The organism is Lactiplantibacillus fabifermentans DSM 21115 (assembly GCF_000498955.2).
GTDB classification, from domain to species: Bacteria; Bacillota; Bacilli; order Lactobacillales; family Lactobacillaceae; genus Lactiplantibacillus; species Lactiplantibacillus fabifermentans.
This window is the reverse complement of record NZ_AYGX02000035.1, coordinates 20,284-45,199: the sequence shown is the minus strand read 5'-3', so window position 1 is coordinate 45,199 and position 24,916 is coordinate 20,284. Positions and strand designations below refer to the sequence as shown.

24 protein-coding genes are annotated in these 24,916 nt (G+C 45.5%); 17 read left to right on the top strand and 7 right to left on the bottom strand.

Features of this window, described 5'->3' with window-relative positions; genetic code table 11:
- Nucleotides 1–252 precede the first annotated feature (252 nt).
- The 3 genes from DY78_RS02655 to DY78_RS02645 form a co-directional block, all read right to left on the bottom strand.
- Complete coding sequence (locus tag DY78_RS02655) at nt 253–1,413, bottom strand: MFS transporter (RefSeq protein WP_024623762.1); 1,161 nt, start codon at nt 1,411–1,413, stop codon at nt 253–255.
- A gap of 240 nt (nt 1,414–1,653) precedes the next feature.
- Nucleotides 1,654–2,022, bottom strand: coding sequence for a nuclear transport factor 2 family protein (locus DY78_RS02650; protein WP_024623763.1), 369 nt, complete (start codon nt 2,020–2,022; stop codon nt 1,654–1,656).
- 10 nt (nt 2,023–2,032) lie between these two features.
- Entirely contained in the window at nt 2,033–3,487 is a 1,455-nt protein-coding gene (locus DY78_RS02645; RefSeq protein ID WP_024623764.1) for an aminotransferase-like domain-containing protein, read from the bottom strand.
- A 150-nt stretch (nt 3,488–3,637) separates the two neighbouring features.
- Between DY78_RS02645 and DY78_RS02640 the strand changes: the two genes are divergently transcribed.
- The 4 genes from DY78_RS02640 to DY78_RS16730 all read left to right on the top strand — a co-directional run bounded on the left by DY78_RS02640 (nt 3,638) and on the right by DY78_RS16730 (nt 6,263).
- Nucleotides 3,638–4,246, top strand: a complete 609-nt coding sequence (locus DY78_RS02640) for a LysE/ArgO family amino acid transporter (RefSeq protein WP_024623765.1) — start codon at nt 3,638–3,640, stop codon at nt 4,244–4,246.
- A gap of 67 nt (nt 4,247–4,313) precedes the next feature.
- Nucleotides 4,314–5,438: an aminotransferase gene (locus DY78_RS02635; RefSeq protein WP_056993490.1), complete on the top strand. Its 1,125-nt coding sequence runs from the start codon at nt 4,314–4,316 to the stop codon at nt 5,436–5,438.
- A 137-nt stretch (nt 5,439–5,575) separates the two neighbouring features.
- Nucleotides 5,576–6,043 carry an arginine repressor gene (gene argR, locus DY78_RS02630; protein ID WP_024623767.1) on the top strand — a complete coding sequence of 156 codons (468 nt, stop codon included), beginning with the start codon at nt 5,576–5,578 and terminating at the stop codon, nt 6,041–6,043.
- A gap of 97 nt (nt 6,044–6,140) precedes the next feature.
- Nucleotides 6,141–6,263 carry a hypothetical protein gene (locus tag DY78_RS16730; protein ID WP_156093425.1) on the top strand — a complete coding sequence of 41 codons (123 nt, stop codon included), beginning with the start codon at nt 6,141–6,143 and terminating at the stop codon, nt 6,261–6,263.
- A 26-nt stretch (nt 6,264–6,289) separates the two neighbouring features.
- Here DY78_RS16730 and DY78_RS16725 read toward each other — a convergent pair whose 3' ends face one another.
- Nucleotides 6,290–6,421, bottom strand: a complete 132-nt coding sequence (locus DY78_RS16725; RefSeq protein WP_268872492.1) for a hypothetical protein — start codon at nt 6,419–6,421, stop codon at nt 6,290–6,292.
- 971 nt (nt 6,422–7,392) lie between these two features.
- Here DY78_RS16725 and DY78_RS02625 point away from each other — a divergent pair.
- The 5 genes from DY78_RS02625 (at nt 7,393) to DY78_RS02605 (ending at nt 14,701) form a co-directional block, all read left to right on the top strand.
- A complete protein-coding gene (locus tag DY78_RS02625) occupies nt 7,393–9,537 on the top strand; it encodes a transglycosylase domain-containing protein (RefSeq protein ID WP_024623768.1) in 2,145 nt (714 codons plus the stop codon).
- 71 nt (nt 9,538–9,608) lie between these two features.
- Nucleotides 9,609–9,953, top strand: a complete 345-nt coding sequence (locus DY78_RS02620) for a YlbF/YmcA family competence regulator (protein ID WP_024623769.1) — start codon at nt 9,609–9,611, stop codon at nt 9,951–9,953.
- 75 nt (nt 9,954–10,028) lie between these two features.
- Complete coding sequence (locus DY78_RS02615) at nt 10,029–11,249, top strand: metallophosphoesterase family protein (RefSeq protein WP_024623770.1); 1,221 nt, start codon at nt 10,029–10,031, stop codon at nt 11,247–11,249.
- The gene (locus DY78_RS02610) at nt 11,239–13,710 is read left to right on the top strand and encodes an ATP-binding protein (RefSeq protein ID WP_029778779.1); all 2,472 of its coding nucleotides are present in this window, start codon (nt 11,239–11,241) and stop codon (nt 13,708–13,710) included. Before DY78_RS02615 ends, DY78_RS02610 begins: the two co-directional genes overlap by 11 nt.
- A gap of 13 nt (nt 13,711–13,723) precedes the next feature.
- Nucleotides 13,724–14,701, top strand: coding sequence for a 3'-5' exoribonuclease YhaM family protein (locus DY78_RS02605; protein ID WP_024623772.1), 978 nt, complete (start codon nt 13,724–13,726; stop codon nt 14,699–14,701).
- A gap of 902 nt (nt 14,702–15,603) precedes the next feature.
- Here DY78_RS02605 and DY78_RS02600 read toward each other — a convergent pair.
- Nucleotides 15,604–16,506, bottom strand: a complete 903-nt coding sequence (locus DY78_RS02600; protein WP_024623773.1) for a peptidylprolyl isomerase PrsA — start codon at nt 16,504–16,506, stop codon at nt 15,604–15,606.
- Between the two features lie 392 nt (nt 16,507–16,898).
- Here DY78_RS02600 and DY78_RS02595 point away from each other — a divergent pair, with 392 nt between their 5' ends.
- Nucleotides 16,899–17,495, top strand: coding sequence for an SdpI family protein (locus DY78_RS02595; protein WP_156093426.1), 597 nt, complete (start codon nt 16,899–16,901; stop codon nt 17,493–17,495).
- A 128-nt stretch (nt 17,496–17,623) separates the two neighbouring features.
- Here the strand turns inward: DY78_RS02595 and DY78_RS02590 are convergent, their stop codons facing one another.
- Together DY78_RS02590 and DY78_RS02585 are read right to left on the bottom strand one after the other, a co-directional pair.
- Complete coding sequence (locus tag DY78_RS02590) at nt 17,624–17,962, bottom strand: membrane protein (protein ID WP_024623775.1); 339 nt, start codon at nt 17,960–17,962, stop codon at nt 17,624–17,626.
- Nucleotides 17,963–17,973: 11 nt separating this feature from the next.
- Nucleotides 17,974–18,426, bottom strand: a complete 453-nt coding sequence (locus tag DY78_RS02585) for an HIT family protein (RefSeq protein WP_024623776.1) — start codon at nt 18,424–18,426, stop codon at nt 17,974–17,976.
- Nucleotides 18,427–18,614: 188 nt separating this feature from the next.
- Between DY78_RS02585 and DY78_RS02580 the strand changes: the two genes are divergently transcribed.
- From DY78_RS02580 to DY78_RS02550, 7 genes are all read left to right on the top strand, one after another.
- Nucleotides 18,615–19,352, top strand: coding sequence for an ABC transporter ATP-binding protein (locus DY78_RS02580; RefSeq protein WP_024623777.1), 738 nt, complete (start codon nt 18,615–18,617; stop codon nt 19,350–19,352).
- Nucleotides 19,345–20,550: an ABC transporter permease gene (locus DY78_RS02575; protein ID WP_024623778.1), complete on the top strand. Its 1,206-nt coding sequence runs from the start codon at nt 19,345–19,347 to the stop codon at nt 20,548–20,550. The genes DY78_RS02580 and DY78_RS02575 overlap by 8 nt, the downstream gene beginning before the upstream one ends.
- Nucleotides 20,551–20,667: 117 nt before the next feature.
- The gene (locus tag DY78_RS02570) at nt 20,668–21,453 is read left to right on the top strand and encodes a phosphotransferase family protein (RefSeq protein ID WP_024623779.1); all 786 of its coding nucleotides are present in this window, start codon (nt 20,668–20,670) and stop codon (nt 21,451–21,453) included.
- 69 nt (nt 21,454–21,522) lie between these two features.
- Nucleotides 21,523–22,167 (top strand): tRNA (guanosine(46)-N7)-methyltransferase TrmB, encoded by a 645-nt coding sequence (gene trmB / locus DY78_RS02565; RefSeq protein WP_024623780.1) that lies wholly within the window; start codon nt 21,523–21,525, stop codon nt 22,165–22,167.
- 117 nt (nt 22,168–22,284) lie between these two features.
- The gene (locus DY78_RS02560; RefSeq protein WP_029778780.1) at nt 22,285–22,749 is read left to right on the top strand and encodes a PH domain-containing protein; all 465 of its coding nucleotides are present in this window, start codon (nt 22,285–22,287) and stop codon (nt 22,747–22,749) included.
- Nucleotides 22,739–24,244 carry a PH domain-containing protein gene (locus tag DY78_RS02555; RefSeq protein ID WP_024623782.1) on the top strand — a complete coding sequence of 502 codons (1,506 nt, stop codon included), beginning with the start codon at nt 22,739–22,741 and terminating at the stop codon, nt 24,242–24,244. The genes DY78_RS02560 and DY78_RS02555 overlap by 11 nt, the downstream gene beginning before the upstream one ends.
- Nucleotides 24,245–24,533: 289 nt before the next feature.
- Nucleotides 24,534–24,857, top strand: a complete 324-nt coding sequence (locus DY78_RS02550; protein WP_156093427.1) for a hypothetical protein — start codon at nt 24,534–24,536, stop codon at nt 24,855–24,857.
- Nucleotides 24,858–24,916: the final 59 nt, after the last annotated feature.

Here is a 24,916-nt window from a genome sequence, read left to right as displayed (position 1 = left end):
CAGGTTATGCTGAACAATTTGTCCAAAAATTCGGATTAAATTTGCAATCTACCGACCAATTATAAATAAAGTTATTAAGGCGAACTACTTAACAAAATAGAGAAGTTTCTGAGGTTTTTTCAGAAAAGCCGCTGAAACTATCATTTAGATGAACCAAGCCGGGAAAACTGTGGGTATCACGCGGGTTTTTAAAGCAAAATCGCAGCTAAAAGAATGGCAAATTTCTTTTAGCTGCGATTGATTGCTATTTAGTTACTTGTGACGAAGCACCCGTCCGCCCAGTAAGCCTAACAAGAGTCCTAACCAGCCGAACGTCATGGTGAAATTGCTAATTTGAATCAGCCAACCGACGATTGGAAAAACAATAATCATGACGACGCTGAAAAGCATGCTGGCAACACTCAACAAGGTCGCACGTTGGGCGCTTGGAATTAACGCATTGTAATAATTTGAAAGTAACGGCTCAACAATGGCCATTAACATATTAATTAATAAATAACCCATGACTAGTTCGGGCAGCGTTGACCAAAGTGCGGTCACTAAGATGATGGTCAATAGAATCGACAAGCCCCGTAGTAACGCGAGTTGGGGCCATTTTTGTTGTAACCACGGCGTTAGTTGGACGCCAGCGATATTTAGAATTGCCGTGGCGACTAAAATACCCGAAATTAAAGGTCCGCTGAAACCGTGGGCCGTCATGACGGCTTGGAAATAGTAATAATAGGTCGTCCCGATGGCCGTAAAGGTGGCATGGAAAACCATTAAGTTACGCAGTTGCGGTAATTTTTTGAGCCAATGACCAGCAGCTTTGACAATTTGCCAAACTGAACTTTGTTGGGCAGTCGTTGCGGGTGCTCGGCGTGGTTCATGCAAACTAACGACACTAATAATTGCGATGATCGCAGCAATGATATAACCCCAGTAGCTGAACTTCAAATAGCCGTGGATTAACCAGCCAGCTATTAAAACACCTAAAGTATCGGCAAATTCAATGGTAGTGTTCATAGTTTTAGTCACTTGCGGGTATTGGGCGGTGGCGTGACCTTCAGCTAATGATTCGTACAGTAAAGCTTCAATCGTTCCAGATTGTAAATTATAGGCCCACGCTTGTAAGACGAAGCCGAGCGCGAACCACCAAAAACTGTGCGCGGTCAACATAATAGTGGCGTGTAAGATTGCCGCAATGCGGCCACCAATCAGGACGGTTTTGTAACTGAAGCGGTCGGCTAAGATACCCGAGGGAACTTCCGATAAAAAACTTGTTAAGTGGAAGATACTTTCACATAGGCCAATTTCAACTAACGAGAGACCTTGTTGTTGCAAGAAAATGACCCACAAGCTTGTAATGCCAAAAAAGGCTAGCCCGGTATAGGTATAACCGAGTCGTAAATTACGGAATATTATTTTATTCATAACTAACTCCTTCAAGGGTGCTGACGGCACAAAAAAAGACGGCGCCTAAAAAGCGCCGTCTAAAGGCTGTCTTTTAGGTGAGAACATGCAGATAATGATTGGTTAAAAGGGCAGACTGGTCCCCTTGAAGGTTTTTGGTAAAAATAATATCAGACTTGCTATTTAACCAACTGAGCATCATTGTTTGCATGTCGTTCACCACTTTTCGTAAATTTTAATCTTAATTATAGCAATTTCTCATTAATTTGCAAATGGCCGAAATGTTTGATGCTTGGTTTCGTATTCGGTCAGTTGACAAATGCGGCCATCGTGAAAGTCAATCACCGAATTGCCGTCGAAGTTCGTCAAGACGTCAGTTTGGGCTTGAAAGTTCCACGTGACCACGTAACAAGTCGTACTGACTGGTAAGAATCGTTCAATCGTCCAACTGGTAACGACTTGGGTTTGCAACTGGTGTTCAATCCAAGCTTGCAATTCGGGTAGACCATGATAGCGCGCACCGTAGCATTCACGGTAGTCACAATCGGTCGTAAAAAAAGTCGTTAGCGGTGGGAATTGGCGTTGGACCCAGCAGTCGAAATAAGTACGAATTAAGTTTTCAGGAGTCATCAACGGCACCTCATTTCGGAAAGTTTTCTTCAATTAATTTGGTCAAAATTTGAATACCGCGTTCAAAACGTTCAGTCGATTCAAAGGAGAAGCTTAACCGAATATACTGGTTGGGCTTGAAATCATAGATGTTGCCCGGATTAAAGAGCACGTTTTGCGCCGTCGCTAAGTCAAATAGTTTTTTGATGTTAATGCGGTCAGCTAGACGTACCCACAAATAAAAGCCACCGGTCGGCGCATCAAAAGTGGCGATACCGTCATCCCAATAATGATGCAAGATGGCTTGCGCCGCGGTGGCTTTTTGGGCCAGGACCGCCCGGAAGTTCGCCTGATAAGTGTCATATTCCGGATTAGCCAAGATTTCAGCTAAAACGAGTTGCGACAAAGAACTGGCGCCATAATCGGTTTGCATCCGGACATCAGTCAAGCGATCAATCACGGGTTTAGTCGCAACCGTCCAGCCAATCCGCAAACCGGGAGCTAATGATTTTGAGATGCTACCAAAGTAAATGACGTTACCGGTCTCATCAAGGGCTTTCAGCGGCTGAGGCGGTTGTTGGTCAAACCAAACGTCTTGATAGGCGGCGTCTTCTAAAATCGGCATTTGATGTTCTTGGGCGTATTGCAAAATTTGTTGGCGTCGCGCCTGGCTCATCACGATACCGGTCGGATTATTGAACGTCGGAATCGTATACATAATTGCTTGTGAGCCGTTTGTTGGTGGTGTCATTTGCCAATAAGCCATGCCTTGATTATCCATCGGCACGCCCGCTAAATGCGTGTTTGCTGATTGGAAAACTTGTAAAGATTTGACATAGGTCGGTGCTTCGGTATAGATGGTCGCATCTTTGGGGAACAAGGATAACGAAACAAGCTGCAGGGCTTGTAACGAGCCGGAAGTAATCAAGATATTTTCCGGTTGGGTCTGAATGCCGACTTTTTGCAAGTGGCGGGCGATTTGCTCGCGTAATGCTAAGATACCAGCTGGTTCGGTGTAATTTAAACTCGTTAAATGTTGGCCTAAGTGGTCGAAGGCTTTTTGAAATAATACCCGCGGAAATTGCTCGGGGGCCGGTTCACCCGTGCTCAAGCGAATCACGTCATCGGTTTCGAATTGATTGATTTTTTGAATGGCATGACTATTAGGCTTAAACTGGCCGGCCTTGACGTATTGAGACCAGTTAACGTGTTCGGCGAGTAAGCTCGACCAGTGATTACCAGAAACTGCCATCCCAGATCCAGGGTTACTAGTAATCAAACCGACCGCAATCAGTTCGTCGAGCGCCGTAATTAACGTACTACGATTGACACCAAATTGGGGGGCCAGTTTGCGTTGGGACGGCAGTTTGGCACCCATCGGCCAGTCACCGCTGGCAATGGCATGTTGAAAATAATTAGTGATTTGCTGATAAATCGGCACACTGGATGTTTTATCAGGTTGCCAGTCAATATGTAAAGTTGTCATACAAAAACCTCCTAATGGTTGGGCGAAAACATTTGAATTGGTTGGGGACAACGGCAATTGTCTCTATTATAATCATCTCATGAATTAAAGCCAGTTAAGAATGTTAGTTTTTTAATATCGGCAATTGGTTGGATAGTGAGGTTAAAATGGATGCAAGTATTTTTACAAGGATTATTATTCGGAATTGCGTATATCGCGCCCATCGGCATGCAAAATTTATTCGTAGTCTCAACGGCGATTGAACAGCCGCGTAAGCGGGCCTTTCAAGTGGCGTTAATCGTGATTCTTTTTGACACGTCGTTATCATTAGCGTGCTTTTATGGGGTCGGGAAACTATTACAGACGACACCATGGCTGGAACTGGCCGTATTATTAATCGGGAGTTTACTAGTCTTTTACATTGGCTGGGGCTTGATCCGCCAAAAAGAGGTTGCCATGGGGACGATGGATACAACCTTTTCATATAAAGCGGCAGTGATTACCGCTTTTTCAGTAGCTTGGTTGAATCCACAAGCGTTGATTGACGGTTCCGTCTTGTTGGGCGCTTTTCGAGTGTCGTTACCGGCTAATTTAACGCACTTTTTCATGTTAGGTGTGATTATTTCTTCTATTATTTGGTTCATGGGACTAACGGGTCTCATTAGCAAGTTCAAACATTTAATGCAACCCCGGGTTTTGTTGTGGGTCAACCGGGTCTGCGGGGCTGTTATCATCTTATACGGGGTGAAATTACTCGCGACCTTTATCACGAAAATATAGTTGCCAACCATTGCGACAATCGGTATGCTAGTCATATTGGACTTTTTAGTGAAGGGAACGATTCGCAATGGAAATTGCCGGTTTTGGTGTCGAGGCTTGGTTGAATGAATTTGAAAAGACCGCCACGACTGATATTAGTCAAAGCTCGATTGCTGCGCTAACCATGCAGGCGGTGACGGCTTTAGATGGCCAGCAAGGGCAAAAATTTTACGCGCAACTGAATGCGACCCGCTTAGATTACGGCTGGATTGAAGGCTCACCGGAATTTAAGCAGCAAGTTAGTGGGTTATACCAACACGTGCCTGCTGACAATGTGTTACAAACCAATGGCGCGACGGGTGCGAATCATTTAGCGATTTATAGTTTGATTAATCCCGGCGACCACGTCATCGCGCTGTATCCGAGTTACCAACAGCTCTACGACATACCGAAGTCCCTCGGGGCGACCGTCGATTTTTGGCATATTCAAGAAGATCACGCCTGGTTGCCGGATATCGACGAATTGGCCCAGTTGATTCGGCCGGAAACGAAGATGATTTTGTTGAATAATGCGGTTAATCCGACCGGTAGTTTGTTGGATGAAGCGTTATTGAAGCAAGTCGTTACTTTGGCCCGTTCGGTCGGCGCTTACGTTTTGGCCGATGAAGTTTACGAGCCGTTGGACGATACGCCGTTTGTGTCGATTGCCGACTTATATGAAAAGGGCATTGCGGTCAACAGTTTATCCAAAACTTACTCAGCGCCAGGTGTGCGGATTGGGTGGACGGCCACACCATCTGTTGAGATTACGGAGATATTTCGCAAGTATCGGGACTATACAATGATTTGTGGCGGGGGCTTCAATGACCAGTTAGCCGTCTTGATTTTGCAACATCGCGCCGAAATCTTGGCGCGTAACCGTGAAATTGTGCGTCGCAATTTAAAAATTTATACCGATTGGGTCGCTCAAGAACCCCGCGTGACTTTAATTGCGCCGCATGGTATTTCGGTGTCATGTCCGCGGTTGGATATTCCAGTCGATGATGAAAAGTTTTGTCGGGACTTGCTGGCCCAAACTGGGACATTACTCGTACCGGGGTCACGGTTTGACTTACCCGGTCACGTGCGGCTGGGGTATTGTACCGATACCGAAACGTTACAAAGAGGGTTGCACCATTTGAGTCAATTCTTACGACAATATGATGCGGACTAATTAATAGTTATTCAGTTTGCAAGCATATTTAACCGCGCAGTAGGGCGGCTAAATATGCTTTTTTGCGTGTAATCGTAGTTTGCCTGATGAATATTTGCTATAATGTACTCATAATTTATCAGGGAGGTCCCACGAAAATGAAAAAAACGGATCGACAAGCGGCCATTGAACAATTAATTAACCAATATCCGATTGCCACGCAAGAAGATTTGATGGCGCGGCTTAAAGCTGACGGCATTGCGGCGACCCAAGCAACCATTTCGCGGGACATCCGTGAGATGCAGATTGTGAAGTCGCCCGATGAAAATGGGCATGCGCGCTACACAATTTTTAAAGAAAATGGCAAAAATGAACAAGACCGGCTCTACGAAAGTTTGCATGATGTGGTGACCGGAGTGGACCGCGTTGAATTTATGAATATCATCCATACTTTGCCGAGCAATGGGAACTTGTTAGCAGCCATTATTGATGATTTACATTTGCCAGAAGTCAGCGGCACGTTAGCTGGCCACGATACCATCTTTGTGGTCAGTCCCAGTGTGGCAGTCGCTGAAAGTTTCCATGATATGGTTTTGAGTCATGTGCGGACAGAAGATGAACTGTAACATGAAAAAAGTCGTCTAACTAGGCGGCTTTTTTGCATTATGTGCGCGGACAGCTTATAGTAGGTAAGATAAAAGCAGCTGAAAAGGTGGTGAAATCATGAAATATACGAAAAAACGAACGGATCGTAAAAGTCAGTCGAAGCGCGATGCGACTTTTGAAAAATTCCGTAAACAACAAAATGAACTCAATGCGAATCGACGCGGCGTGCGTCGGAAATAAGCTTGCGACCTTGGTCGAGGGCTTTTTTATTTTGAACCAAAATGATTAATCGACAAACCAAAGAAGGCGTCAATCGCTGCGCGGATAGCTAATGGCCAGACATGCAGCGTGTTCAAGTTAGTGCGGTGGTGATGCGGGTGCCAATTAGATTTGAACATGGCAATCACTCCCTTCAACTGTAATGCTAGTCAAGAATAACGCGTATCGCGATAATTTCGACCGTTGTGAGTGACTTTAATGGGTAATGGCAACACTTGGTTGGTTTTTAAATTTTTTGTACATAGTTCAAATGAATCACTGGTGATTTACGTAGTTATTAAGTGTAAGGGTCTTTCCCAATATTGCCGCAATTGGCTGACCGTAATTCCATCGTCCTGGGACCGGCCCAAGCCTGAGAAACGTCTTGAATCGATCTTTTGAGCCTAAAAAGCAAGTCTCAAAAGACGCCCGTGGTGTAAACGGCCCAAAAACGCCCGTTAACGCCATTTTCAGGACGATTCCATTACGGTCAGCCAATTGCTAATTTCATCCTAGCTTCAAAACGACATTAAGCATATGAAACTTTGCCTGAACATTTTCAATGGCAGCTAGTTTAATTAAAAATAGCCGTTGATAACCGACTTGTAAGAAAGAACGGCCAAAGATGTCGGTGGTGTAAGTTTGAAAGAGAAGGCCGCACTAACGTTACTTACACCGCAACTTTCATTGTTGTTGACTCATAACTAAATAGATTTTGCCATCAGAAACGTAGTAACTGCCAACGTGGTGATTAATTGGTTGATCAGTGATTTGGCTGTATCGGTTATGCTAGTTGTAGCGTCACCAATGGATGGTAAGACACTGACGTTTCGTTATTTTTCAGTTTCGCCAGGTAGTACGTTATGATGGTCATACCGCACTTTTTGGGTTTAGCAGCGGGTTAAGTCTGATAAAAACATTGACTCTGAGTGAGGGCAATTTTGAAGATTTCATCAAGCTTCTATGCAAAAAATGAGTAATTTTAAATTTATGATACAATTATCGAAGCTAACAAGTAACGAACGTGGCATGGCTGATTTTAGTGACGGCTAGAATTGGACATTTGAGGGGCAATTGACGCCCTCGCCACCTTCTGAACAAGGGGAAGATTATGCAAAATAATGGTTTTTGGGCCACCATCAAAGATGGCTTACACGTAATCGGCCGCTGGCTCCATCCGTATTGGCAGCGATTTGCGGCCGTCGTCGGGTATCAATGGCATCGCCGGCAGATCACGCGTTGGCTGATTATTTTAATTTTGACGGTAGTCTTAGTCGGTAGTGCTTATTTAACCTTTGAGGCCAAAACGGCCAAAATTGGGAATTTGCAAGCCGAATTAGAAAAAACGACGACCATCTATGACGCTAGTGACAAGAAGGCGGGGTCCCTGTATTCACAAAAAGGGACTTACGTGCATTTGAGTAAGATTTCCAAAAACTTACAAAATGCGGTCATTTCGACAGAAGATCGGAATTTTTACAAAGAACATGGTTTTTCAGTGAAAGGGATTGGCCGGGCCTTTGTGCTCTTGGTCATGAATAAGTTGATGGGCCGCGACTACATTAGTGGTGGTGGGAGTACCTTGACGCAACAGTTAGTTAAAAATGCGTACTTAACTCAGCAACAGACCTTCTCTCGGAAACTGCGCGAAATTTTCTTATCAATCGAAACTGAAAATGTTTATTCCAAGCACCAAATTTTGGCGATGTATTTGAATAACGCCTACTTTGGTCATGGGGTTTGGGGCGCGGAAGATGCCGCTGAACGGTACTTCGGGGTCCACGCATCGCAACTGACGGTCGACCAAGCGGCCACGCTGGCGGGGATGTTGAGTTCGCCAAGTGGATATGATCCGATTAACCATCCTAAAGCTTCCACGGCGCGGCGGAATGTGGTCTTGAACAACATGGTTGAAAATAATAAGTTGACTAAAGCCGAATACACTAAATATTCGCAAGTCACGATGACCCTCAAAAATAATTATCATTATAATAGTGGGTACAATTATCCGTATTATTTTGATGCGGTGATTGATGAAGCGATTAATAAGTACGGGTTGACGGAATCCGACATTATGAACCGTGGTTATAAGATTTATACTTCATTAAATCAAAGTGACCAAACACAGATGCAAGATTCGTTTAAGAATTCTACCTTATTCCCGGCTAACGCTTCTGATGGGACTAAAGTTCAAGGCGCTTCCATCGCAGTCGACCCATCGACTGGGGGCGTTTTAGCCGTCGTTGGGGGCCGCGGGACGCACGTCTTTCGGGGCTTTAACCGGGCCACACAAATTAAGCGACAACCCGGTTCGACGATTAAACCACTAGCGGTCTACACGCCCGCCTTAGAAAGTGGCTACACGTACGATTCGGAGCTCTCTAATAAGAAGCAGAGCTTTGGGGCCAATAAATATTCGCCGAAAAACTATGACAATGTGTACTCTAAAGAAGTACCGATGTATACGGCACTCGCACAAAGTATGAACGTGCCGGCCGTTTGGTTACTCAATAAGATTGGTGTTAATAAAGGGTACAAGTCCGTTAAGAAATTCGGTTTGCCGGTAACGAAGTCCGATGACAACTTGGCATTAGCCTTAGGTGGCTTAACGACGGGGGTCTCACCAGAACAGATGGCGAGTGCTTATACCGCGTTTGCCAATAGCGGTAAGAAAACGACCGCCCACTTCATTACGAAGATTGTGGATGCTAGCGGTAAGACGATCGTTGACAACACCAAGACGTCTAGCAAGCGGATCATGTCGGCCAGTGTCGCTAAAGAAATGACGAGTATGATGCTCGGCACTTACAATAGTGGGACCGGGGCGGCGGCCAAACCATATGGCTACAAGGTGGCTGGTAAGACTGGGAGTACTCAGGCCGATTACAGCACGGGTTCTGGGACGAAAGACCAGTGGATGATCGCCTATACACCGGACATCGTCGTCACGACGTGGATTGGGTTTGATACGACTAATAGTACTCATTACTTGAAGAGTTTGTCGGAAAATCAATTATCGTCACTCTTTAAGAACGAATTGGAAAATATCTTGCCAAACACGAAGAATACGAGCTTTAATACGACCGACGCCGCGACCTTGGCTAATGCCAGTTCTAGCAGCAGTGATAGCTCATCCAGCAGCAGTAGCGGTGACACTTGGAAACAAGTGGAACAAGGGGCTTCTAAAGTTGGCAAGGCGGTTAAAGACACGGCGAAGAGTTGGTTCTCACAAGCCAAGAGTTTGCTTGGAAACTAACGCTAATGCTATTCAAGTAACGGTAAAAATGCTAAAATAATTAAGACACATATTCGAGGAGGAAACTGATGATGGCCGTAAACATCTACGATACTGCGAACCAATTAGAACAAGAATTACGTGAAACGAAAGAATTTAAAGAATTAAAGGCCGCTTATGCGACGATGCACGAAAATCAAAGTGCCTTTGATTTGTTCAAACAATTCCAAGAAATTCAAATGCAATTGTCACAAAAGCAAATGAATGGCGAAGAACTTACGGATGATGAAGTTTCCAAAGCGCATGACCTTGCTGATCAAGTTGGCAATGTCGATGAAATTAAAGCCTTGATGGGTAAAGAACGTAACTTGAACCAATTGATGAATGATTTGAATCAAATCATCACTAAACCGGTCCAAGAATTATACGCCAACTAATTCCTAACTCGGTGATAAGAGGCAATGACGGAAGACTTTTTCGTGATTGTCTCTTTTTTTGATTGGAGGAACCACATGAAATTTTTACACGCGGCGGACCTACATTTGGATACGCCATTTAGTGGGTTGTCGGCCTTGCCAGCACCACTACAGCAACGGCTCATTGCCGCTCCGGCCGCTGCTTTGACTAAGCTCGTGGACTTAGCCTTGGCCGAACACGTCGACTTTGTTTTATTAGTCGGGGACTTATTTGACCAAGCCAGTCAAAGTGTGCAGGCCCAGGCCCAATTATTAACGCAATTAGAACGGTTGAATACCGCCCAGATTCCGGTCGTGCTCTCATTCGGTAATCATGACTTTCAGCCGGATACGGCCAGCTGGCCCTTTCCAGCGAATGTGCATGCGTTTGGGGCCCAAGTCGAAACCGTTACTTTGACGACCGCCCAGCAAGAAAAAGTCGCGATTAGTGGCTTTAGCTACGACCAGCGCTGGGTGACCACGCCCATGATTGACCATTATCCGTTGAAAAACCCCACCGCCGATTATCATATTGGCATGCTCCATGGTCAAGTGGGGGTGGTAGGCGACCACTATGCGCCCTTTAGCGTCAGTGCATTATTAAGTAAGCATTACGACTATTGGGCACTCGGTCATATCCATCAACGACAGGCGCTAAATGAGCAACCACCAGTCGTCTATCCGGGTAATATTCAAGGTCGGCATGCGGGGGAAACCGGCGCCAAAGGGTGTCTAATTGTCACGAGTGATGACCAACGGCGCTTAACCCCAACATTTCACGCTTTAACGGCGATTACTTGGCGCACTTGGACGCCTGACTTGACGGGCGAGTTGAACCGGGCGGACTTATTAACCGCCTTAACGAGTGGCATGACCACTCAAGGCGAGACGGGCTTACAGCTCATCTCCATCACGTTACCAGCGACATTGCAACTAACGACAGCCGCTGAATTAGCATGGACGCAAGGCGCCTTGTTAGCCCAGTTGCAGGCCAACGTTGACAGTCAGCACGTTTGGCCCGTTGCGATTCAAATGGCCAGTGCCCCTGATGCGACACCGTTATTCGGCTTAGATGCAGCGGCCTGGGAAGCGGCTGGGCAACAAGTGGTGACGTCCGAAAAAATTGCAGCGTTAGCTGACCATCTGATTACGACGGAATTTTTAAATACCGCGTTGTTAGAAGACATGTCACCTGAGGCTTGGCGCGCGCAAATTATGCGCTTGCTGGCCGACCAATATCATTTGACCACGGAAGGAGCCGCCACTGATGCAGATTAAACGAATTGAAATCGCCGGTTTCGGCCAATTCGTCCAACAGACGTTTGACTTTTCCGCGGGGTTACAAGTGATTTATGGGGAAAATGAATCCGGCAAGTCGACGCTTCGAGCGTTTATTTTAGGAATGTTATTTGGCTTTCCGACCCGGCGCCATTTAACCGCCCGCTATGAACCCAAGGAAACTACGCAATATGGTGGGAGCATGGATTTGGTCGTTGACGGCACCACGTATCGGTTGACGCGCTTAGGCGACCAACCAGCAACGTTACGCAACCTCACGACTCAAGCGGAACAACCCATGAGTTTATTAGACCATTGGTTGGCCCCATATGATGAAATGCAGTATAAGCAATTATTTACGTTTAACCAGGCCGAACTGACGGCCTTAAAAACGTTGAGTGCGACTGATTTAAATCAACAACTACAACAGGTTGGCACGTTAGGCAGTGCCCCGTGGCGTGCGACCGCGGCCGCATTACGGGCGAGTGCGGATGAGTTGTATAAACCGCGGGGCCGTAAACCGGAGTTGAACCAAGCGTTACAACAATATCAAGCCATGACGACCCAAGTCGCCGCGGCCCGTGCTCAGTACCCGCAATACCAACAATTACAACGAGAAATTCAGCAATTACAAGCGGACCAAGCGCGCCAGCAACGCGACCTCCAAGCGACTGAACAACGCCAACAAACTTTGGCAAATTTGCGGAATCAATGGCCGGTATATCAGCAGTTACAACAATTACGTCCGGCCGCTGCTGCGCAACCACTCTCGTCCGCGGTAGTTGCGCAATATGAACAATTAACGCAAACTCAAACTGAATTGCAGCATACGTTAGCGAGCGCCCGGCAACAGTTAACGCAACAACCAGTGGATACGGCCTCACAAGGAGTCCTAGGCTTTTATTTGCAACATCAAACGGAATTTACGACCTTGCAAGGGCAGTTGCCACAGTTGCAACAAGCGCTGGGGCAGTATCAAACGTTGACACAACAAGTGACGACGGCCCAAGCAACCTATGACCAGCAAACCCAAGCGCATCCGGAGTTAGTTGCTTGTTTGTCACCGAATAAGCAGGCGGCCTTAGATCAGCTGAAAACTAAGTTACGAGCGGCCGCAACTGCATCAACCACGGCGCCCGGATTTACGGCCGATTGGCGGTTGTATGCCGGTGGGATTGGCTTAGTCGCCGGTGTTGTGTTACCGTTAGGCGGTTTCAAATGGGTCTTAATGTTGATTGGTCTTGGCTTATTAGGGTGGTTTGGATGGAACCAGTTAGCGGTACCGAATGCTAACAATCACGATAATTTGACCGATGACTTGGTGGCAGCCGGCTTCGCACCAAATTTGGATCGGACCGCCGCTTTGGAAAAACTTGATTTGGTGGCAGCTTTACAGCGCGCCCAAGCAACGATTACCACCGCGGAGCAACAAGCCGCTGCCCAAGCAAGTCACGTCTGGCAGTTATTGCAAGCCTACGATTTTGCTGCGGCTTGGATTCCGGTAGACCAGGCGCAACTGGTGATTAGCGTGACCCGAGTCACCCAATTTTATGAACAAATTCAGCAACTGCAACAAACCGAAAGCATGTCTGGACCTGATTTTGCCTATGCCCAACGGCAAGTTACCCAGTTAACGGCCCAAGTTCGTGAAATCACGGACCAGTTACAGCAGTTGGCGCAGTCACAGCAATTAGCCGACATCGATGCGTTAGCCGCCGCAATTACCCAGCAGGCCCAACAAACGGCCAACGCGGCCAGTGCCGAACAATTGCAGCGCCAATTAACGGCCGCTGACCAACAAGCCTTGGCGCAATACACCGACATTACGGATTTGCAAGCGGCGATTGCGACACAACGTCAGCAACAAACCACGCAACAAACGCAACTGACGGCGACCACCAGCGCCCTTGTGACCGCCCAAACGCAATTGCAACGCTTAACTGAGGATGGCCGCTATGCCGAGTTACGGCAACACCAAGCCAACCAACAGACCGAACTAACGGTGATGGCCCGGCAATGGGTGACCCGTCAATTAGGGGCGGCGTGGATTGATGAAGCCTTGCAAACCCTCACGAGTCAACAGTTACCGGCAATTTTAACGCAAGCGACGTCGTACTTCGCGCAACTGACACGACAGCGGTATAATGAGATTAGTTTAGACGATGATGAGTTGGTCGTGCACGATGCCGCCAATTTGCATTTTAAGTTGGTCGAGCTATCGACGGCCACCAAAGAACAATTGTATTTGGCGTTGCGGTTAGCGTTAATCGCCAAATTAGGCGACCAAGCGCAATTGCCACTAATGATTGATGATGGGTTCGTGAATTTTGATGATACCCGGCGTCAAGTCGCCTGGCAGCTATTAGCCAAGGTTGCGAAACAACATCAAGTCTTATATTTCACTAATGAAACGGCGGCCTTAACGGAAATGTTAGCCACGGCCGTCCATCACTTAACTTAATGGGGGTCAAACAATGGCAAAAAAATTATTTGATTATCAATTAGATGAACCGGTTGAGGGCTTTTTCTTATTAAAAGATGCTGAAGTTCGGATTGCGAAAAATGGTAAAAAGTTTTTAGCGATTAATTTTCAAGATACTTCCGGTGAAATTTCGGGGAAGTTCTGGGACGCTAACGACCAAGATGTCGAGAATTTTCAAGCTGGCCGGGTCATTCATTTAAAAGGCAAGCGGGAGAATTATCAAGGTAATCCGCAAATTAAGATTCAACAAATGCGTTTAACCCATCCGGGTGAACCGCAAGACGTCCAACAATTCGTTGAACACGCGCCGTTAAATACGGCCAAGATGGAAGAAGAATTGAATCAATATGTCTTCGAGATTACTGAACCGAATTGGAATCGGATTGTCCGGCACTTATTGGCGCAATTCCACGATGCGTTCTTCTCATATCCGGCTGCTAAAAAGAATCACCACGCTTTTGCGGGTGGGTTAGCGTATCACACACTTTCTATTTTACGGTTAGCCAAATCAGTGGCGGATGAATACCCGCATGTCAACCGACCGCTATTATATGCTGGGGCGATTTTACATGATATGGGTAAGACGATTGAAATGTCCGGCCCGGTTTCCACGACTTACACGTTAGCCGGTAACTTAGTGGGCCATATTGTGTTGATTGATGAACAGATTGTTAAGGCTTGCCAACAGCTTAAGATTGATGATCAGGATGAATCCGTGTTGATTTTGCGGCATATGATTTTAGCACATCACGGGTTGTTGGAATATGGGTCACCCGTCCGGCCCCATGTCATGGAAGCGGAAATCTTACATGATTTGGACGAACTCGACGCGTCCATTCAAATGATGCAGACGTCAATCGGGCATGCTGAACCCGGTAACTATACGGAACGCATCTTCGCCATGGACGGCCGCAACTTCTTCCGGCCCACGCACGATGCGACTAAGGGCGATTTAGACTCACAAGACTGATAGTGTGAAGTTGCCGTTGGGCGTCTGCGGTAACTCCAGCGGCTGTGGCGACCGGTTCGAAGTAGTTGGTTATATTGCCGCAATTGGCTGACCGTAATTCCATCGTCCCGGGACCGGTCCAAGCCTGAGAAGCGGTCTTGAACCTCGCTTTTGAGCCTGAAACCCAAGTCTCAAAAGACGTCCGTGGTGTAAACGGGCAAACAACGCCCGTTAACGCCACTTTCAGGATGATTCCATTACGGTCGGCCAATTGCTAGTTTCATCACATTTTCAATACAATATTAAGTATATGGAATTGTGGCTCCCGTTACCGCTGATGCCCAACTAAATTGGCTTTAGATTTAACTAGAAAAATATTGACGACTGGTGAAATTGTAGAATTTCATCGGTCGTCATTTTTTGTACTGTATTAAAAGTGTTGGTTATAGGCTGATCTTTAAGTGTTGATTGATTTACTGATAGGCATTAGCTGGCCAACTTTTGGAATGTATCTAGTTGTATTTGTCACTATACCTATATTTAATTTGTGCGGGGATTGCATTCTTTAAATTATTACTCTGCGAATAAAACAACATAACATCTGTACCAGCAAAATAGAGTAGGGTGATTGTGTTTATTTGAATGATAGGTACATTTTAGCTTTGAATTTTTCTCCAAGTTGGTTATTCCCGCATTGAATTAATGATAATTTATCAACGACCAGCAAAATATCGTCCAAAATAATTGGTGTGGAAACAAGACGATGTAGCGACACCATAATCATCAAACGAAATCAATTTAGCTGCCAGCTGACAGCGGCAACTACTAGCAATCAATCATTTGCATTTGTCCAGACGCAATAAAAAAGGCTCCCAGCAAGTATGCTAGGGGCCTTTTTTAACTTAATTGTAAGTTAGTGCTAATTAGTTAGAGCTTGATGAAGATGATGATGAAGTTGACAAGTATGAAGATAAGATGTCCTTCAAGTCACTATCCTTAATTGAGACGTTCCCGCCTTTAAGCACTTTAGAAACCACGTTATGCAAGACCGTTGAGTCGCTCATATCGTTGCTCCAGATTTGTTCTTTCAAATCTTGGGTATGATCAGACATCTTACCCTTACCAGGGTTCTTGATCATCCGGATGATTTCGTAACCATTGCTAGTCTTAACAGCAGTAGTAGTATATTCGCCGTTCTTCAACTTGAAGGCAGCGGTCAAGAATTTAGATGAATAGCTAGTGTTCGTGTTATCAAAGGCTGATAACTTACCACCATCGCTCTTAGAAGTTGAATCAGTTGAATACTTCTTAGCTAATTTGCTGAAGTTTGATTCTGATGAATCCTTCTTCAATTCTTTAAGAACAGTGTCAGCAGTTGCTTTCTTTGATACTAAAATGTGTTGAACCGTGACTTTAGGTTCGTAAGACTTCCATTGCTTCTTCAAAGCAGCGTCAGTGATCTTAACCTTGTCTTTAACGGCTTGTTCCAATAATAAGTTAGAACGGATTTGTTCCTTGAAGGTCTTAGCAGTCAACCCATTTTGAGTCAAGACGGTTGAGAATGAACTCCCGTATTGAGACTTATAAGTGTTGTATTGCTTCGTAACCTTCTTGGAGGAAACTTTTGAACCGTAGTCTTTTTCGAGCACTTTGTTTAAAATCATTTGTTGTAAGACTTGCTTACCAGATGATGTACCCTTCATACTACTATAATATTGACTTTCGGTGATCTTACCACCAGAAGTTGATGCAACTGTCTTGCTACCACAACCGGCAAGCGTAAAGGTTAACAATACACCGGCGAGGGCAATAAGCCATTTTTTCATTCCTATAACACATCCTATTCTTGAAATAGTTCTGCTCTAGCAGACTTACCAGACTACTATACCATAAGTAGCACGGCTTCTGCAGAGTTGTGGAAATCTTTACAAAATTTTCAGACAATTCACAACGTCTTCATAAATTTTAGCGCAAACTGATGGTTATGGGCAGTATCAGCGCATAAATGTTAGGTGAGCGAAGTAATAATTAGTATCAATAACTAATGCCTGTGTTGATTAACAATAATTTGGTTAGTTTCACCGTTGTGTAAAAACAGTGTGAAAATTATTTTACTATCAGTTTGTTCATGTTCAAACACTTATCGAATTAACATCTCAAAAGCGTTATTTTTCCGATTCGACCTTATAGTGATGACATATTCAATAAGAAGGTGGTCATGATGCTAGTACCAGCCAAGTTCAAAGTTAACTGGTTTTATGTGAGTCGGTTAGATGCGACGCTGTTAATTTTGATGACGTTGTTACAGTTTGGCGCGTTCAAAGTCCGTTCGTTATCGGCTACGCGTACTGCGGTGGTCATTGGCATTTTATTAATTAGTTATTTAGTGGCTGTCAGTTGGGTGAAAGTATTCAAGATACCGCTACCGACGATGTTAGCCATACAAAACGATTTATTGGTGATGGTGCTCATCTTTGCCCTGATGTTTTTAATTGTTCCAACGGTTTTTGCTCCCATTGATTTGCAAACGCGGATAGGCGGGATGGGCGTGTTAATCGCGCTGATTACTTTTCCAATGAGTTATACTGCTGCTAATCCGTGGTATGGGGTGCGTTTTCCGTGGGCACGTTCTCAGACGAATCGCCGGCAAACTAATATATTAGGGGCGCGGCTGGGCGTCTTGGTCGGGGTGCTCATTATGCTGATGAGTACGATAAGTTTGGCGGCGGTTTATGTCACGATAATTGTCGGTTTGATCAGTCTAGTTTTGGCCGTGACTTGGTATACGACCTATTTAAGTCGTCGTGGCGTATGATAAATTAAAACATACTAAGCTTCACTCGAAAATTGGTGCCTAATGAAATTTGAATTTCATCAGGCACCAATTTAGTTTTTTATCATTTTTATTGTCGAAACTAACCGCCTTTGGGCACACGCTAATAATTATTCTTTGGGTGTTAAATTATCGAGCGTTTGTTGTAAATGATCCGCATGTTTTTGCATGATGGCTAAATGCGGTTCGATTTTGAATTGAAATTGATCGACTTCATTTTGGATGTCGGCTAAAACGTCGCTGGCATGTTGCATTTCAACGCCTAAATTGCTAGAAGCGTCGCTGAAATCTTCCCGGGCACTTTGTAAGTGGTCGGCGGCGTCTAAGACATCTTGCACATAATCTTTGATGTCAGTGTAGAGTGCTTTGGGCGTTTTGTGATTGACTAACATGTAGGCCGCTGCGCTCAACCCCACACCAATCAGACTGTTACGAATAAATTTGGCCACGTGGGCACCTCCTAGTCGGCTAATTCACCTTTAATGGCATTCTGTAAACGGGTGTAGTCGGTTTCGTCATATTTTTTCGCGTTATCTTTAAAGATCATCCGGAAATCATCTTTATCGCTATAACGAGGAATCAAATGGAAATGTGAGTGGAAGACGGATTGGTAAGCAACCGCGCCGTTGTTATTGACGATATTCATCCCGATAATACGGTCGTCGGACGCTTTGATAGCGCGGGCGATTTTTGGAATCCGGGCGAAGACGGCACTGGCTAAATCCGTGTCGTAAGCAAAAATGTCAGGAACGTGGGTCTTAGGAATGACCAACGTGTGACCGGGTGTTCCTTGAGAAATATCTAAAAATGCTTTAACCATGTCGTCTTCATAAATCGTGTAGCTCGGAATATCACCGTTAATAATCTTGCAAAAAATGCAATCCGCATCGAGTTTAGGTTCAAAAGCTGTCATCTGATAACCTTCTTTTCTAAAATTTAGTTTCATTATACACTACTCTAATTGAAAATGAGGGCGCTTTAATTTTCAAATCAGGCTGGTGGGCATGCCTGGGCCATCCGTCGGGAGAAGCACGGGCGAATTGCCGGGGGAGCTATGCTATAATAGACCCCACTGATAAAAAACAGAAAGAGGTTAACGCTATGGCATTATCGGTTAGCCATTTAGTTGGCGGCTATTCGCAAATTCCAGTTTTAAAAGATATTAGTTTTGACGTGCAAGCCGGTGAATTAGTGGGGTTGATTGGCCTCAATGGGGCCGGTAAATCAACGACGATCAATCATATTATTGGGTTATTGACCCCGATGAAAGGGTCAATTGCCTTAAATGACGTGACATTGGCTAATGATCCCCAAGCGTATAAGCAACAAATTGCTTATATTCCCGAAACACCTATTTTATATGAAGAATTAACTTTAAAAGAACATTTAGAAATGACCATGTTAGCTTATGGCTTGGACCAGACGGCGACTTGGCAACGGGCGAACGAATTATTAAAAATTTTCCGGCTCGATAATAAATTAGACTGGTTCCCGGCGAACTTTTCTAAAGGGATGAAACAAAAAGTGATGATTGTCTGTGCTTTCATCACTAACGCAAAGTTATTTATTATCGACGAACCGTTTTTGGGGCTCGACCCGTTAGCTGTTCACGACTTATTGAACTTGATTGCCGAGGTCAAAAGTCACGGGGCGGCCGTCTTAATGTCGACTCACGTGTTGGATACGGCTGAAAAATTTTGTGACCGCTTTGTCTTGTTACATGCCGGTGAGATTCAAACGCAAGGCACCTTTGAAGAAATCAAGGCTAATTATCCCGATAGTGGCGACTCCTTAAATGACATTTACTTGTCCTTGACTGGGGTGACCCGGGATGAATGAGTTATATACGACCCGGTTACAACGCCACTTACGGCAAATGATGCATTATTTACGCTTAGTTTTTAATGATCATTTTGTCATCGCGTTGATGTTTTTTGTCGGCGGGCTGGGCTTGGCGTATTCGAATTGGTTAAAAACGGTCAGTCCGCAACAGACTTGGATTGTCGTGGTGGTTGGTTTGATTTTATGGCTGGGGTTGTCGATTAGTCGTGTGGCGACCTTACTTGAGCCGGCCGATGCGGTATTCTTATTACCGCGCGAACATGATTTACACGGTTACTTGGTTAAAGCGTGGCGTTATAGTTGGTGGTTGGCGCAAGCGGTCCAAATTTGTTTAGTGGCGTTAACGATGCCAATTCTCATGTTGGTCGACCGGTTGAGTGGGCTGAGTTTGTTAGCCTTATTAGTGACCCAAGTGGCGTTAAAAGACAGCCAGTTGACGTTATATATCACGCATTTGTACCGGTTAACGCCGCAACAAAAGCGGTGGTCACAACTCTTGAACTGGGGGCTAGCGCTGATTACCATCGCGTTGAGCTTGGCAGTTTCCCCATGGCTTGGGCTGGTGTTAGCCTTAGTTATTGCGGCCGGCCAACGGTATTGGCATGCGCAAGTGTGGCCGAAAACGGTAGTTGCTTGGCGTGATGACATTAAGTTAGAAGCTAATCGGATGCTCGGCATTTATCGCTTCTTTAATTTATTTACGGATGTGCCCATGGTCCAAGGCTCGGTCAAGCGGCGCAAGTATTTGGACTGGACGTTGCAATGGTTACCCAAAGACCAGCAACATGCCTTTGGTTACTTATTCAGTCGCGGGATGATTCGCGGCACCGAATTTAGTGGGTTAGTCGCGCGCTTAACGATTATTGGCGCCATCTTGTTGTATTTTAGCGGTCACGGCTGGTTAGCGATGGCCTTAGACGCGGTCTTTCTTTACTTGATTGGCTTTCAGTTGTTGCCGTTTTATAAGCGATACGATAATATAGTCTTTACGCACATTTATCCGCTAGTCGCTAAACAACGGCTGGCGAACTTCCAACGGCTGTTGACGACGATTTTAACGACGACTGCAGTTATTTTCGTGATTGCGGTTTGGTTAAGCAACGCAACGTTGGCTCAAGTTGGCATTTTAGTGGTCATTAACGCAATTGAAATCTATCTCTTAGTTGCTTGGTATGCCAAGCTGAGATTGCGTTAAAACGTTGATGGCACAACGATTAAAAAGACTTGACGGCGACTGCTTTGGTCTTTAAAATGTGATTGTTAAGTCAATTTGAAATAATGATTTTTAAATAATTTGAGAGGAGTGGGGCTGATGGATTTCGAACTTGATGACGGCTGGGATATATATCCGATTTATGGCAATACGAATAAAGCCTTCATGGGCAAAAAGAATCAACAACGGTTGTTCTTGAAACGTAATGCTTCGCCGTTTTTAGCGGCGCTGTCGATGGAAGAAATTACCCCGCGGTTAATCTGGACCAAACGAATCTCAAGTGGAGATACGTTAACCGCCCAAGAATGGCTGAATGGTCAAACTTTAACTAAGCAACAAATGCAGCTACCTGATGTAGCGCATTTATTGGCACGTGTGCACAATTCCAAGTTGCTTCATCGGATGTTACGTAAGGTCGGCGGCCAAGTCGTGCGACCACATGAATTTATTCAACAATATTTAAGCGATTTGCCAGATGATTTACGGCACCATCCTTTGATGGTCCGGATTTTAAACGAGTTAAAAGGCACGTTACCAACGTTGCCAATCTCGGATTATCGGGTCTGTCATGGTGATTTAAACCACAAGAACTGGTTGCGTTCAGAGTCAGAACAACTTTATTTAGTTGACTGGGATTCCGCGCGTTTTGCGGACCCAGCGTCAGATATTAGTATGTTGCTCTGTGAATACGTGCCATTAGCGGACTGGCAAGCGTGGTTCAGTGAATATGGCGAAACGATGACCCCGGATTTACAAACGCGGGTTGTCTGGTACGCTAAGATTAATCTATTGCTGAATATTAAAGATAATTATTATCGTAATCAGTATCACAAAATGAATCATGAAATTATTTTCTTAGAAGAGTTATCGCAATACGAAGTCTAAGAAAAGGTCACTTAGCCGCGAGTCCCACTCGGAATTCGCGGCTGTTTTATGGAATAAGGAGAAAAATTTATGCGTGTACGGAACAAACCATGGGCGCCCAAGTTAATCAACGCTCACCCAGAATTAATTACGGAAACGCCCGCCGATTTGCGGGGCAAGTGGCAAACGCGTTTTGCCAAGCCGCAACCGATTCAAATCGAAGTCGGCAGTGGGAAGGGTCAATTCATTATTGAGATGGCCAAGCAACATCCTGAAATCAACTACATCGCCATTGAAATTCAAACGTCGGTCATTGCGGTGATTTTACGCAAATTGGTTGAAGAACCCTTGCCAAACTTGCAATTGTGCCACGCCGATGGGCAAGCCGTGACGGCCTTTTTCGAACCGAATGAAATTGACCGGTTATACTTGAACTTCTCCGATCCATGGCCTAAATCTCGCCATGAGAAGCGCCGGTTAACGTATAAGTCGTTCTTGGCAGCGTATCAAGAAGTCTTAAAACCAGCCGGCCAGATTGAATTTAAGACCGATAATCGGGGCTTGTTTGAATTCTCATTAACGAGCATGAATAATTTTGGATTACACTTTGAACAGGTGTGGCTCGATTTACATGCGGTCGTGACGCCCGAAGAAAATGTGGAAACGGAATACGAACAAAAATTTAGTATTCATGGGCCAATTTATAAAATTATCGCCACTTTTCCAACTAAATAATTAAGCGAATGGAGTTGCCTGCGGGGGACTCTTTTTTCGTGTGCCGATTAATGGTACGCTTAATGAACTAATTGCGGTGGGGACCGCAAGACTGATTTAAAGGGGAACGGGGAAATTATGACACAACAATTACCAGTAACGATTAAAAAAGTTTGGCTGAGCAGTGCCATCATTAGTGGCCTAGTTGACTTGGTCATTACTGCTGCACTATGGGGCGCCCAGAGTATTTGGCATTGGTGGTGGTGGCTACCACTAGCCGCGCTGATCTTAAGTATTTTAGATGTCGTGGTCGAACTTGCCTTAATACCATATCGTTATGCCTTTTGGCGATATGCGATTACCGAAAATGAAGTTTCGATTCGCCACGGGGTTATTTTCAAACAAACCATCGCGATTCCAATCAGTCGCATTCAGAATGTCACTTTGAACGCCGGACCGCTGTTACAGCTCAATCACTTACAAGCGGTTTCGATTGCGACCGCGGCCGATAGTTATGATATTGATGGCGTTACGCCCACGGTCGCCAATCAATTGCGCGAAAAAATCATGCAATTAGCGCAGGTGTCAGTCGATGAAAACTAAACATTTGTCAGCATGGGCGTTATTACAATTTTTATATGAGAGTGTCCAAATGGCGTTTTTCCTCGCCGTCGGGGTGTTCTGGTTAACCGGATTGTTGCATCTCCGTGATCGGTACTGGCAAGCCGTGCTTGTTGGCATGGGCGCCTTATTTGTGGTGGCCGTCGTCGATGCCGGCTTACGATATTGGTGCTTCACGTATCAAATCACCGCCACTGGTCTCACGATTCATGAAGGCATTATTTTCCGGGAGGTGCATCACTTACCTTATCGTCAAATTCAAGCCGTTCAGCGTCAACAACGCTGGTTCATGCGACCGTTACATTTAGAGCAAGTCACCATTGCCACGGCGGAACGGGTCGATGATGAAGATGGCATCAAGTTGCCGCTAGTGACGCAAACCGTCGGCGATTATTTGGCACAACAGCATGCAATCGCAGTCACGATGAAAGACCGGCCGGATGAGGCAGTGGAAGCGGCCGCGGTGGATACGAAGGTTGAACCAGTCGCTGCAACCAGTGCGACATCACCAGCGATTGAAGTGGCTTGGCATGATTTGAATTTGTACGCTTTAAGCTCAATTGGAATTATTCCCATCGTCATCGCTTTGATTTGGTTAGTGGGTGAGGGTAGTCGTTGGTTGAATGGCCATACTTGGGACATGGTCAGTGGCTTGGTGGCGCATTTTGAACCGTGGGAATGGGGCCTGCTGCTCGTCAGCGTCGTCATACTAGGATTGGTCGCGTCATACTTGAACGTGATTCAAAAGTATTATCATTTTACCTTGGCGGTCACACCGGCTAATTTAACGGTGACGCACGGCTTTTTTGACCGGAATCAAGCTAATATTCGTCGAACTAAGATTCAGGCCGTTAAATTCAAACAGACGGTCTTACGGCAATGGTTACATTTGATGACCGTGCAAGTGTTATCTGCGAGTCAAGTGGGGGCTAGCGACGACGATGATCAATTATTATTGTTACCCGTAGTACCTCAAAATCAGGCATTAGCCGTTTTGCAACCGGTCATTGACTGGTTACCGACCAAGTTACCACCGTTGACTAACTTAACCGGGCGGGCGAAATTTGCATTGATCCGCAATAATGTTATCGCGTGGTTCGGTGTTTTAGCGGTCTTGAGTGGTGGCTTAGCTTGGTGGCGCCCCGTATTTTTAAAGTGGGTACTCATGAGTTGGCCATTATGGCTAGTTTTGGCGTGCTTGCAAGGCTGGTATGCTGGCCACCAAATGGGGGCGGCCACGCTAAATGCCGACTTATTAGTCTTGCAGACGGGGACTTGGTTTCGGCGTCAAGTTTGGCTGGTGCCCCGCGCTAAAGTCCAAGCGGTTGGGGTCCACCAAAGTATTTGGATGGCAAGAACAAATTTGGCGCATTTGAACGTTTCATTGCGCAGTGGCAATGGCGAGGAATTGGTGGAAGTCCGGTACTTGCCCGCGGTGACCGCCCAACAAATTCAGGCCTGGTATTTAGCACATTAAGGATTAGTGAAGCGATTAGGAAAGCTGTTTCGGTTCAGTGGTCAGGATGGTTTGGGACTAGCACCGCATGCGAGCTAGCCCGATGCTGCTGGGGTCCCACTTCCCAGTATCTTAGTATAATTAACATTAGACATGTGGTTAATTGCAAATACGGACTAACCAATTGGGAAGATAGGTGATTTGTTTGAAACGACACGGACAAATAATGGTGAAAGTTATTGGCGGATTGTTGGTGGTCGTGATGTTATGTTTGGGCGGTCTGTCGCTGTCGCCAACGGGGGCCGTTCGAGTGAATTTGATGACGAGTGGTCATCCGATTTTAGCCAGTACGGTACGTATCACGAAAAATGATTATCAAAAAAATCGGACGCCCTGGACAAAGCGCGGCGATTATTTGATCAACCATCCCATTGTGACGGAGACCGGCGCTAAGATTGATGAGTTTTCAATTCAACAGCATGGTATTTTTTATACGGCGACGCAAAATTACCGGGCGTCATTTTGGGCGCTGGGGTCGCAACAGGGTCTTTCTAATAGTTGGTTATTGCCGCAATTGGCTGACCGTAATGGGACCGGTCCGAGCTTGAGAGGCGGTCTTGAATCTCGCTTATGATGATCTTGAAACCCAAGTCTCAAAAGACGTCCGTTAACGCCACTTTCAGGACGATTCCA

Bases quoted from the DNA above. Each gene is read 5' to 3' on its own strand.
- DY78_RS02645 (WP_024623764.1), bottom strand. From the start codon at position 3,487: ATGACAACTTTACATATTGACTGGCAACCTGATAAAACATCCAGTGTG.
- DY78_RS02650 (WP_024623763.1), bottom strand. From the start codon at position 2,022: ATGACTCCTGAAAACTTAATTCGTACTTATTTCGACTGCTGGGTCCAA.
- DY78_RS02595 (WP_156093426.1), top strand. From the start codon at position 16,899: ATGATGCTAGTACCAGCCAAGTTCAAAGTTAACTGGTTTTATGTGAGT.
- DY78_RS16725 (WP_268872492.1), bottom strand. From the start codon at position 6,421: ATGTTCAAATCTAATTGGCACCCGCATCACCACCGCACTAACTTGAAC.
- DY78_RS02585 (WP_024623776.1), bottom strand. From the start codon at position 18,426: ATGACAGCTTTTGAACCTAAACTCGATGCGGATTGCATTTTTTGCAAG.
- DY78_RS02580 (WP_024623777.1), top strand. From the start codon at position 18,615: ATGGCATTATCGGTTAGCCATTTAGTTGGCGGCTATTCGCAAATTCCA.
- DY78_RS02560 (WP_029778780.1), top strand. From the start codon at position 22,285: ATGACACAACAATTACCAGTAACGATTAAAAAAGTTTGGCTGAGCAGT.
- DY78_RS02555 (WP_024623782.1), top strand. From the start codon at position 22,739: ATGAAAACTAAACATTTGTCAGCATGGGCGTTATTACAATTTTTATAT.
- trmB (WP_024623780.1), top strand. From the start codon at position 21,523: ATGCGTGTACGGAACAAACCATGGGCGCCCAAGTTAATCAACGCTCAC.
- DY78_RS02620 (WP_024623769.1), top strand. From the start codon at position 9,609: ATGGCCGTAAACATCTACGATACTGCGAACCAATTAGAACAAGAATTA.
- argR (WP_024623767.1), top strand. From the start codon at position 5,576: ATGAAAAAAACGGATCGACAAGCGGCCATTGAACAATTAATTAACCAA.
- DY78_RS02640 (WP_024623765.1), top strand. From the start codon at position 3,638: ATGCAAGTATTTTTACAAGGATTATTATTCGGAATTGCGTATATCGCG.
- DY78_RS02605 (WP_024623772.1), top strand. From the start codon at position 13,724: ATGGCAAAAAAATTATTTGATTATCAATTAGATGAACCGGTTGAGGGC.
- DY78_RS02655 (WP_024623762.1), bottom strand. From the start codon at position 1,413: ATGAATAAAATAATATTCCGTAATTTACGACTCGGTTATACCTATACC.
- DY78_RS02575 (WP_024623778.1), top strand. From the start codon at position 19,345: ATGAATGAGTTATATACGACCCGGTTACAACGCCACTTACGGCAAATG.
- DY78_RS02570 (WP_024623779.1), top strand. From the start codon at position 20,668: ATGGATTTCGAACTTGATGACGGCTGGGATATATATCCGATTTATGGC.
- DY78_RS02610 (WP_029778779.1), top strand. From the start codon at position 11,239: ATGCAGATTAAACGAATTGAAATCGCCGGTTTCGGCCAATTCGTCCAA.
- DY78_RS02615 (WP_024623770.1), top strand. From the start codon at position 10,029: ATGAAATTTTTACACGCGGCGGACCTACATTTGGATACGCCATTTAGT.
- DY78_RS02635 (WP_056993490.1), top strand. From the start codon at position 4,314: ATGGAAATTGCCGGTTTTGGTGTCGAGGCTTGGTTGAATGAATTTGAA.
- DY78_RS02625 (WP_024623768.1), top strand. From the start codon at position 7,393: ATGCAAAATAATGGTTTTTGGGCCACCATCAAAGATGGCTTACACGTA.
- DY78_RS16730 (WP_156093425.1), top strand. From the start codon at position 6,141: ATGAAATATACGAAAAAACGAACGGATCGTAAAAGTCAGTCGAAGCGC.
- DY78_RS02600 (WP_024623773.1), bottom strand. From the start codon at position 16,506: ATGAAAAAATGGCTTATTGCCCTCGCCGGTGTATTGTTAACCTTTACG.